Source organism: bacterium (assembly GCA_028821235.1).
Lineage (GTDB): Bacteria > Actinomycetota > Acidimicrobiia > Spongiisociales > Spongiisociaceae > Spongiisocius.
The window spans coordinates 20,957-30,455 of the sequence record JAPPGV010000158.1 but is presented as its reverse complement, the minus strand read 5'-3'; the positions used below and the strand labels follow the sequence as shown (position 1 = coordinate 30,455).

Annotated in this window: 10 protein-coding genes; 5 read left to right on the top strand and 5 right to left on the bottom strand. The window is 64.8% G+C overall.

Annotated features, from left to right (window positions below; all coding sequences use genetic code 11):
* Positions 1-172 (bottom strand): NAD(P)-binding protein (locus OXK16_16415; protein MDE0377524.1); only part of this gene is annotated, 172 nt, incomplete at its 3' end.
* A gap of 249 nt (positions 173-421) precedes the next feature.
* Between OXK16_16415 and OXK16_16410 the strand changes: the two genes are divergently transcribed.
* The 3 genes from OXK16_16410 to OXK16_16400 all read left to right on the top strand — a co-directional run bounded on the left by OXK16_16410 (position 422) and on the right by OXK16_16400 (position 2,522).
* Positions 422-826: a hypothetical protein gene (locus OXK16_16410; protein ID MDE0377523.1), complete on the top strand. Its 405-nt coding sequence runs from the start codon at positions 422-424 to the stop codon at positions 824-826.
* An 82-nt stretch (positions 827-908) separates the two neighbouring features.
* Entirely contained in the window at positions 909-1,322 is a 414-nt protein-coding gene (locus OXK16_16405) for a hypothetical protein (GenBank protein ID MDE0377522.1), read from the top strand.
* Between the two features lie 309 nt (positions 1,323-1,631).
* Positions 1,632-2,522, top strand: a complete 891-nt coding sequence (locus tag OXK16_16400) for a peptidylprolyl isomerase (GenBank protein MDE0377521.1) — start codon at positions 1,632-1,634, stop codon at positions 2,520-2,522.
* 84 nt (positions 2,523-2,606) lie between these two features.
* Here the strand turns inward: OXK16_16400 and OXK16_16395 are convergent, their stop codons facing one another.
* Positions 2,607-3,704, bottom strand: a complete 1,098-nt coding sequence (locus OXK16_16395) for a BMP family ABC transporter substrate-binding protein (GenBank protein ID MDE0377520.1) — start codon at positions 3,702-3,704, stop codon at positions 2,607-2,609.
* A 154-nt stretch (positions 3,705-3,858) separates the two neighbouring features.
* Between OXK16_16395 and OXK16_16390 the strand changes: the two genes are divergently transcribed.
* Together OXK16_16390 and OXK16_16385 are read left to right on the top strand one after the other, a co-directional pair.
* Positions 3,859-5,268 carry an amidohydrolase gene (locus OXK16_16390; protein ID MDE0377519.1) on the top strand — a complete coding sequence of 470 codons (1,410 nt, stop codon included), beginning with the start codon at positions 3,859-3,861 and terminating at the stop codon, positions 5,266-5,268.
* Positions 5,269-5,298: 30 nt separating this feature from the next.
* Positions 5,299-6,714: an amidohydrolase family protein gene (locus tag OXK16_16385; protein ID MDE0377518.1), complete on the top strand. Its 1,416-nt coding sequence runs from the start codon at positions 5,299-5,301 to the stop codon at positions 6,712-6,714.
* A gap of 34 nt (positions 6,715-6,748) precedes the next feature.
* Here the strand turns inward: OXK16_16385 and OXK16_16380 are convergent, their stop codons facing one another.
* The 3 genes from OXK16_16380 to OXK16_16370 all read right to left on the bottom strand — a co-directional run bounded on the left by OXK16_16380 (position 6,749) and on the right by OXK16_16370 (position 9,414).
* Positions 6,749-7,495, bottom strand: coding sequence for an SDR family oxidoreductase (locus OXK16_16380; protein ID MDE0377517.1), 747 nt, complete (start codon positions 7,493-7,495; stop codon positions 6,749-6,751).
* Between the two features lie 79 nt (positions 7,496-7,574).
* Positions 7,575-8,627, bottom strand: a complete 1,053-nt coding sequence (locus tag OXK16_16375; protein MDE0377516.1) for an aromatic ring-hydroxylating dioxygenase subunit alpha — start codon at positions 8,625-8,627, stop codon at positions 7,575-7,577.
* A 37-nt stretch (positions 8,628-8,664) separates the two neighbouring features.
* Positions 8,665-9,414: an SDR family oxidoreductase gene (locus tag OXK16_16370; GenBank protein MDE0377515.1), complete on the bottom strand. Its 750-nt coding sequence runs from the start codon at positions 9,412-9,414 to the stop codon at positions 8,665-8,667.
* Positions 9,415-9,499: the final 85 nt, after the last annotated feature.

The window sequence follows — 9,499 nt, the reverse complement described above, 5'->3', positions numbered from 1 at the left end:
GGTTGTGGTAGAAGCCGGGCTTGGTGACCTCCTCGGTGATGGTCGCACCGCCGTACGCCAGCCTCCGCTCGAGAACGAGTGTGCGGAGGCCCTGGCGCGCCATGTATCCGCCCAGGGTCAGTCCGTTGTAGCCGCCACCGATGATGATGCCGTCAAAGGTTCCGTCCTCCACAACTCCTCCGTTCCCCTGGTCGAATAGCTGAATATTGGTGCCATCTATATTGATCTGTCAAACGGCCCGGTCATGTTCCTTGCCTCGACAGGATGTTTCCCGAAGGATCGGGGTTGGTCGCGATCATGGGTCTTGAACGCCACTACCCGAGCGGATACGTTGACCGCACAGATACGATAAGGCGCTCGATGGCAGCTTCCGGCTTGCGGGACCATGCCGGACGAGCCGCGAGAAAGTGAGGTCCCAGCTATGACGGTCGTGCAGGAGACCCAAGAGTCCACCGTCGCGGAGCGAGTGGCTCAGGCGTTGGAGTTCCTGGCTCAGGCGGAGGCCGAGTTCGCGGTGGGCGACACCCGCCAAGGTGCCGAGAAGCTGTACGGCGCCGCCGTCCAAGCCCTCATCGCCGCGTCCATCCAGCGCGGCTGGGACCACAACTCCCATCGAGCCAACAAGAACGCTGCCCGGGAGTTGGCCGACGAGTACGAGGACCTGTTTCTGGCCGCAGGGTTCATCGCCGCCGAGAGGTTCCACATTCACTTCCATCACGGCGGCATGGAGGACTACCAGATCACCGGCGATCGCTTCGCCGTTCGGTCCTACGTGGAGCGCATGCTGAAGCTGGTGGAGGAGCACGAAGCGCACCGGAAGGTGTAGTTGACTGGTGGGCGTTGGATCCGGAGGATCTCCGGATCGCGGGACCATCCGGTATGAGCCAGGAGAGAGTGAGGTTGCCCCTATGACGGTTGTGCCAGAGGCCCGAGAGTCTGCCGTAGCGGAGCATGTGGCGGAGGCGTTGGCGTTGCTGGCCCAGGGAGAGGCCAAGTTCGGGGCGGGCGACACCCGCCAGGCCGGCGAGAGGCTCTACAGCGCTTCCGTCCAGGCCGTGGTCGCCGCGTCCATCCAGCGCGGCTGGGACTACAACTCCCATCGAGCCAACAAGAACGCCACGTTCCGCTTGGCCAAGGAGTATGACGACCCGTTCCTGGCTGCAGGGTTCACCGCCGCTGAGAAGTTCCACATCCATTTCCATCACGGCGGCATGGAGGACTACCAAATCACTGGCGATCGCTACACCGTGCGGCTATATATCGAGCGCATGGCAAAGCTGGTGGAGGAGTACGAAGCCGAGCGGGCTGTGGAGACGCGCTGACGACCGGTTTGGGTAAGCCGGCAAGGGTTGGCACCTGGTCTTGTAATCAAGCGCACCAACCGGCAGCCAACGACGGGCGACCGGCGGTAGGCTCGCCGACGATGGACGAACCGAAGCACCCGAGATGGTCGCTGAACGCGATTCCGTCCCCATCCTCGGGGATGAGGACGCGCCGGAACATCCCGTCATCGACCACGGCTACCGCCCGCGTGGTGGTACGGCCAGGCCCGGACAACTCCCTGGGCCACGAGGCGCCAAGTCATGTTCGGCAGCGTCTGATTCCCGGTCCAGACAAACTCGAGAAACATCATGGGTAGGGCCCAACGCCGCAAACAGGAGAATCGCCTGCGCCGGCTGGAGGAGGTCAAGGCGGCCGCGCAAGGGCGCGCCGGGCGGCGGAGAAAACTCGCGATCGGGACGGCCGCATTGGTGGTCGTCGCCGTGGCGGCTCTGTTCCCGATCCTTCAAGCAGCGCCGGACGGCGAGACATCCGTGGCAGTCGACACGACCGGAGCCCCCGTCCTCGACGCAGCCGAAGGCACGGTGGCGGATGTTCGCGCCGAGGATGGACCTTCCGGTGTCGGCGCCGTTCCGGCGGGCTGTCCGGCGCCGGACGGAAGCGACGGGCCGAGGCTCGACTTCGACGGCCCACCACCGATGTGTATTGATCCGGCGGCGGGTTACACCGCGGTGTTCCACACCAGCGAAGGGGAGATGCGTTTCGAGTTGACACCGGCCGACACGCCCCAGACCGTCAACAATTTCGTCACGCTTGCCCGCTGGGGCTACTACGACGGCACGCTGCTATTCCGGACCGACCCTTCGATCGACATCATCCAGGGCGGTTCCCCCCACACCAACAGCCCGTCCGACCCTGGGCCGGGCTACACCATCCCGGATGAGCCGCCGTTCGCACCGGATCCGGACACCGGCCGGCCCGTCGGTCCGTACCGTTACCAGCCCGGTCAACTGGTGATGGCTCGATCGGCGGGCTTCGACTCGGGGGGCGCGCAGTTCTTCATAACCACCGGCCCCAACGCCGCCCTCCTCGACAGTCAGGGTGTCTACGTGGTGTTCGGGACCACCGACGCGGCAGGGCTGGAGGTGGCGCGCTCGATAATGGATCTCCATGTGGCCACCGGCAACATGGGCGGAGCACCCTCGAGAGACGTGGTGGTTTACTCCATTACCGTCGAGTGAACCCCGCCGCCGGATGAGGCACCCGATGCGGGGGAGACGGTAACCACCGCCTCCCCGGTCTAGAAACCCTCTGTGAAACCCCGGTTACTCGGGCGGAGCGTCGTTGAGGTCCACCACCAGGTCGCCGGAGAGTATCTGATCCCGCGCCTCGAGCACCTTGTCGCGCACGTCTGCGGGCACCAGCGCCTCGTTGAGCGGCGCGATGTCGCCACCGCCTTGGGGCATGTGGAACATGATCCGCTCCATCGGCGCGTTCATCGGAACGCCGTTGGCCATCTGGTCCCACCAGGCGTCGATCGTCACCTCGATGGCCTGGTCCCACTTGGCCACCGTGCTGGTGAGCACCACGTCGGGCGCAAGGAACTGAACATCCACGAGGTCGCCCACCCCGTAGGCACCCGCCTCCTCGGCAGCCTCGAAGACACCGAAGACGATGGCGTAGAGCACGTCGGCGCCCGCCGCGATCTGGGCCGCGGCGGCCTCCTTGGCGGTGGCGGGATCCCACCAGCTCTCGATGAACGTAACCTCGAAGTCCACATCGGGGTTGACCGACCGCGCACCGGCAAGATACCCGTTGATGGGGGCGTTGACGTTGGGGAACGGGAAGTTGGCGACGACGCCGATCTTGTCGGTCTCGGTCATCATACCCGCCGCGACGCCCGTCAGGTAGGCGGGCTCGTGGATGAAGGTGTCGATCCAGAATGCGTTGCCGCCCAGCGGATCATTGCCGGACCCCGCATAGATGAAGAGGACGTCCGGGTGGTCACCCATCACCGCTGAGACCGCGTCGCTGTAGGTGCTACTACCCAAGATCATCTCGAAGTTGCCGCTGGCGGCCAGATCGCGGAAGATCCGCTCGCTGTCGCCGTACTCGATGTTCTCGAACCACTCGGTTGATATCTCCAGGCCGTAGGGCGCCTTCTCGGCGAGACGCTCCAACGAGTGCAGCATCGACTGGTACCACGGGTCGTCGATAGGGCCCGGCGCGATGAAGGCCACCCGCATCACCGATGGCGCCTCCGGCTCGGGCGCGGCGGTTGTAGCGGGCGCAGCGGTGGTCGTGGGCGCCGCTGTCGTAGCGGGCGCCGCTGTCGTGGTGGTTGCGGCGTCATCCCCGCACGCCGCTCCTAGGACAACGAGGACGAGGGCAAGGCTGAATAACGGGGTTCTTAGGAGTCTCATCTTCTTTTGTCCCTCCCTGGTCTGGAGCGGGTTCTTGCTCGGAGTCCGGTGTCCGGCCCTGGGACGCCTTTTTCCAGTCGCGATATCACTCTCAGCAATATCGCTCACGGCAATAATACACTCCGGTGCGAGAGCGCGTAGGAACGGGGCACGAATGAACGTCGAGCACGACACGGTTTGCGATCTGTTGCTCACCAACGGATCGGTGATCACAGTGGATGACGAGCGGAGGGTCCTCGAACCGGGAGCGGTGGCCATCCGGGGCGACCGGATCCTCGCCGTCGGCACTCCGGGCGATCTCGAGGGATTCCGCGCCACAAGGGTGATCGACTGCTCCGGCAAAGCGGTCCTGCCGGGCTTCGTGGACACCCACACCCACATGTTCCAGAGCCTCGGGCGAGGCCTGGGCGAGGGGATGCCGCTCTACCCCTGGCTCACCGACTTCATGTGGCCGTACGCGCAGGTGATCAGCAGGGAGGAAGCCTGGGCCGGGGTCAGGTTGACCGCGCTAGAAGCCGCTCGGGCCGGCACCACCGCGGTGGTGGACGATCACTACTCCCCCACAGACGTGGATACGACCGTCGGGGTGGCTCGAACCATCGAGGAGGTGGGCCTGCGCGGGACGGTGACGCGGGGCATCTTCGGGTCACCGGCCGAGGTGACGCGCCACTACGACATTCCCGACTACCTCTTCGCCATACCACCGGAGGAGGAGCTCGAGATTACCCGGGCCGCCATCGAGGCGACGTCCGGCCGGAAGGTGGGGGTCTGGCCGGCGCCGGACGGGAACTTCATCGAACGGAGCCTCATCCTCGACTCGGTCGCACTGGCCCACGAACTCGACACCCGGTGGCACATTCATTGCTCGGCGCCGACGACGGATCCGGATGCCTACATATCCTGCTACGGCGAACGGCCCGTCCACTGGATGCAGCGCGCCGGCATCCTCGACGAGAGGGCCGCGATCGCGCACGGCGTCTGGTTCGATGACGAAGAGGTGGCGGCCCTGGGCGAGGCGGGCGCCGGAGTGGCCCACTGTCCCACATCGAATTGCTACATGGCGGACGGCGCCATCCGCATGAATGACCTCAGATCGGCGGGGGCGGTCGTGTCTCTGGGTACCGACGGATCAGCCTGTGACCACCGCCAGGACATGTTCGAGCAGATGAAACAGGCCATATTCGTGCAGCGACTGCACACCCTCGAGCCCACATCTCTCCGATCCGAGGACGCGCTGGAGCTGGCTACCCGCGAAGGCGCCCGCTACCTGGGCATCGACGCGGGCATTCTGGCGCCGGGCAAGCTGGCCGACATCGCGGTGGTAGACCTTGAGCGGGTCCACCTCCAACCTCTCAACCGGACGATCTCCACGCTCGTCTACGCCGGCCGCGGCTCCGACGTCGTGATGACGATCGTGGGTGGCGAGGTGATCTACGAGAACGGCGCCTCCACGAAGGTAGACGAGGCAGAGGTGATCGCTGAGGCCCGGGCCCGGTCAGTTGAACTGATCGAGCGAGCCGGCATAACGGGTCTCCTAAAACCATGGAGACGGCACCGGGGTTGATCGGGTCCTGTCTTGGAAGGAGGCCACAACGTGATCCTGTTCGACAATTGCCGGTTCCTGATCTCCGAACCGAACCCAGAGGGTGTGATAGAGGACGGTTGGGTACTCGTAGACGGGCCCGTGATCAAGGCCGTCGGTGGGCCCACGGACTCTCCTCGTGCCGAGGTCACGGTGCAGGGGGGCGAGGTCATGGACTGCAGCAGCAAGCTCGTCATGCCGGGGCTGATCGACACGCACAACCACCTGGCCAACTACGCCCTCAACCTGCTTCCCGGCATCGATCCCTCGTCTCTCGAATACACCGGGATTTCCGAGTGCCTGGAGAAGTTCATCTGGCCCGCCTACACCTGGGTCTCGGGCGAGAGCACCTATGATCTGACGCTGCTTTCGATGTGCAATGCGATCAAGCACGGCACCACCACCATCACCAGCGCCTTCCCGTTTCCGGACGACACGTATCGTGCTGGCGTCAAGTCGAGGATGCGGCTCATCATCCATCCCCAGACCGTCAGCAACGTTCTCCTCGGTGACGGCCTCGACGATGACGGGTACCTCGCCCAGACCGAGGAAACGATCCGGAACTACCACAACGCCGAAGACGGGAGGATCCAGGTCGCGACCCACCCCCACTGCACCTACTCGTGCACGGAGCGGCTTCTCCTCGGCTGCATGGAACTGGCCGAGCAATACGACGTCGGGTTCGCCACCCACCTGCTCAATTGTCCCGAGGACCGCGAGATGTCGGACGCCCAGTACGCCGCCTGGGGAGGAACGGTGGCCTATCTCCAGACCAGGAACCTTCTCCAGGAACGGACCCTGTTCTTCCACTGCGACCAGGTGAACCGCCAGGAAGCGGAGGTATTCGCGGAGGCGGGAGTCGCGATCTCGCACAACCCGCAATCCAACGCCACCTACCACGGGTGCGTCGCCGACGTGCCCACGCTGCGGGAGGCCGGCGTCACGCTGGGCATGGGAACGGACATGCCGGCAGGCAACATCTTCGACAACATCTACACGGCCTATCTCGTCAACTCCGTAGTCCCGTTGGACCAGGAAGCGCAGTTCGAACCCTGGGTGCCCATCGAGATGGCCACGATCGGGGGCGCCGAGGCGCTACGGCTCGGTGACAAGATCGGGACGCTCGAGGCCGGAAAGCGCGCCGACATCATCACGGTGGACCTGCAACGGAACACCACCCTCTACCCCCTCAACGCGGGGAATCTCCTCTACTGGATCGTCACCAAGTGCGCCGGCACGCTCGCCGCGGACACCATGGTCGATGGCACGTTCCTGATGCGGGACGGGGAGTTCACCTTCCTTGATGAGGAGGCCATCATCGCCCGCTCCGATGAATGGATGATCCGGTTCGAGTCCTGGTACCGGAGCCGCAAGGCCTCAGGACAACCGGTGACCGTGAGGAAGTACCCCGACTACGAGAACCGCTGACCGGTCACTTGGAGGCACCGGCCGCGAGCCTGTCTTAGTGGAAGCCGGAGCCTCCGTTGACCCAGATGTTCTGGCCGGTCACGAAGTCCGACCATGGGCTCACCAGGTAGAGGAGGGTCCCGACCATGTCGTCGGGCACCTGGGACCGCTTGAAGGCCCGGCGGCCGATGATCAGCCCGTCAATATGGGGCTGCTTGGCGGCGTAGTCGGCATCGTGGGGGATGTAGTCGGGCGTCAGGGTGTTGACGGAGATCCCATCGTCGCCCAACTCACGGGCCAGGGACCGGGTCAGACCCCAGATGGCCGCCTTAGACGCCACGTAGTGGAGGAATCCGGGGGTACCGTCGTTGACCGTCATCGAGGCGATGTTGACGATCTTCCCGCTCCCCTGCGCCCTCATCGTGGGCGCAACCGCCCGGGCACACAGCCAGGGTCCCTTGACGTTCACCTCGAAGCACCGATCCCACTCCTCGGGCGAGATCTCCTCCATCGGGCCTTGGGTGAGCGTCAGGTAGAAGGCGGCGTTGTTCACCAGCGCGTCGATCTTCCCGAAGGCGTCAACGGTGGCGGCGGCCATCGCCTCGGTCGAGGCTACGTCGCTCACGTCGACCTCCACCGAGATGGCTCGGGCGCCCATCTCCTCCGCCTCAGCCACCATCTCCGAGCCGTCGGCGAGATCCGCCACTACAAGAGATGCGCCCTCCGCGGCCAGGCCTCGGCAGTAGGCGCTGCCTATTCCGCCGGCACCGCCGGTCACTATTACGACTTGGCCGTCGAGCATGCCCATGAGCCCTCCATTCCTTTCGTGCGGCTAGTGGTCTAGATTCCCGGCTCTCCGCCGGCGTCCTCTCCCCTTCCCGCTACTCGTTCATGAAGTCGGCTGCCAGCTCGAACAGCCATGAGCGGTAGGCGAGGGTGACGTCGTCGGCCACCTTGATGTACATCTCGGCGCTGAGCAGGTCAGGCAAATGCTCGGGCCACTGGGACTCGACCACGGGCTGATCCTGATCCAGCACCATCAGTTCGAAATCGATGAGGAAGGCCAGGTCCTCATCGGTCTGCGCGAAATCCGAGCCGATGTGCCAGAAGTTGCGGCAGGTGGCCGGCCCGGTGGGCGCGGAGACCATGTAGAGCCCGTAGCGCTTGCCGTTGGGGAAGATCCGCAGGAGATAGATCGTGCCCGGGAGGCTCAGGTAGTAGCGGTTGAGCACCGTGACGATGTCGTCGGATATCCCGAGGATCCCCTTCATCGTGTCGTCGTTGGGTTCCACGACGTAGCGGTCGAAGCGGAGCATCTGCCCCTCCCGCCAGACCTCGTGGTCCTCCACCTCGGCCTTGTCCCTGGTTCCAAGGATGTTCTCGTGGACGAACGGGAAGTGCGAGAAGTCGACGAAGTTCTCGAGACGGCGTGGCGCGCTGGTCTTCCAGTCGTAGTAGGCGGGTGACTGCCAGTGCATGTCGGGGTCGTCCCACTCGGCCAGGCCGGGAGGATCGCCCCATGGCTCATCGACCAGCGAGACCCAGATCAGCCCCGCGCCCTCCCGGCACAAGTAACGCTCCAGATTGACCTTCAGTATCCCGTTGAGCTCGGGACGGGAGGGGATGTTGACCAGGTTGCCCTCCATGTCGTAGGACCAACCGTGGTAGGGGCAGTTGATGCAGCCGTTCTCGATCCAGCCGAGCGAGGGCGCCGCTCCCTTGTGCCGGCAGACATCCATGAACGCTCGCACCGTCCCTTCGTGGCGGACGAGGAGGATGCGCTCGCCGAGAAGTTGACCCTGCAACATCTCGCCCTCTACGACATCGCCGCTGTAAGCGACGGGATGCCAGAAGTGCCACATGGCCCGGTACCACTTGGAGTCGCGCTCGGGTACGAACGGATCGGCTAGGTCCTGCATGCTCGGCTTGGCCATTCTCACCTGCCTTCCGGTTCGGATCCTGGGTACACGTTCAGAGGAAGAAGGCGCCGCCGTTGACCAGCAGGCTCTGGCCGGTGACGAAGTCGGACGCCGGGGAGCTCAGGTAGATGATCGTTCCCACCATGTCGTCAGCCTCCTGGGTGCGCCGGATGGCCCGGCCCGACACCACGAACGGGTCGCTGGTGGCGTCCGTGGGACGGAGGTCCGGGTTGGGGATGAGGTCCGGCGAAACCGTGTTGACCGTGATGCCCTCGGGACCCAGCTCATTAGCCAGGCACCTGGTGAGGCCCAGTAGGGCGGACTTGCTGGCCACGTAATGGGGGAAGCCGAGGGTTCCCTTGTAACAGGTATTGGAGGCGATGTTGATGATCTTGCCCGATCCCTGGGCCGCCATATGCGGGTACACCGCCTTGGTACACAGCCAGACGCCGCGGACGTTGACCTCGAAGGTGCGATCCCATTCGGCCACGGTGAGGTCCGTGAAGGGCCCCCGGGTGGTCTCGGAGAACATGGCGGCATTGTTGATGAGCACGTCGATCCGCCCGAACCTGTCCATGGCCGCTTCCGCCATGGCCACCGTGGATGCCTCGTCGCTCACGTCGGTCGTGACGGACAGGGCCTCACTGCCGGAGCCGGCCAGTTCATCGACCACCGGCGAGCCGTCCAGCAGGTCGGCAATCACCACGCTGGCTCCCTCCGCGGCGACACCGAGGGCATAGGCGCGGCCGATGCCGCGAGCCCCGCCGGTGATTACGACCACCTTGCCGTCTAGCACTCCCATACGGACCACCTTCTCGATGCCGGTCTATGCTCCAACACTAGCCGAATTGATATTGGTGGTGGTAATAATCCGGCTCGGAACCTGG

Bases quoted from the DNA above. Each gene is read 5' to 3' on its own strand.
- OXK16_16370 (MDE0377515.1), bottom strand. From the start codon at position 9,414: ATGGGAGTGCTAGACGGCAAGGTGGTCGTAATCACCGGCGGGGCTCGC.
- OXK16_16395 (MDE0377520.1), bottom strand. From the start codon at position 3,704: ATGAGACTCCTAAGAACCCCGTTATTCAGCCTTGCCCTCGTCCTCGTT.
- OXK16_16410 (MDE0377523.1), top strand. From the start codon at position 422: ATGACGGTCGTGCAGGAGACCCAAGAGTCCACCGTCGCGGAGCGAGTG.
- OXK16_16375 (MDE0377516.1), bottom strand. From the start codon at position 8,627: ATGGCCAAGCCGAGCATGCAGGACCTAGCCGATCCGTTCGTACCCGAG.
- OXK16_16380 (MDE0377517.1), bottom strand. From the start codon at position 7,495: ATGCTCGACGGCCAAGTCGTAATAGTGACCGGCGGTGCCGGCGGAATA.
- OXK16_16405 (MDE0377522.1), top strand. From the start codon at position 909: ATGACGGTTGTGCCAGAGGCCCGAGAGTCTGCCGTAGCGGAGCATGTG.
- OXK16_16400 (MDE0377521.1), top strand. From the start codon at position 1,632: ATGGGTAGGGCCCAACGCCGCAAACAGGAGAATCGCCTGCGCCGGCTG.
- OXK16_16390 (MDE0377519.1), top strand. From the start codon at position 3,859: ATGAACGTCGAGCACGACACGGTTTGCGATCTGTTGCTCACCAACGGA.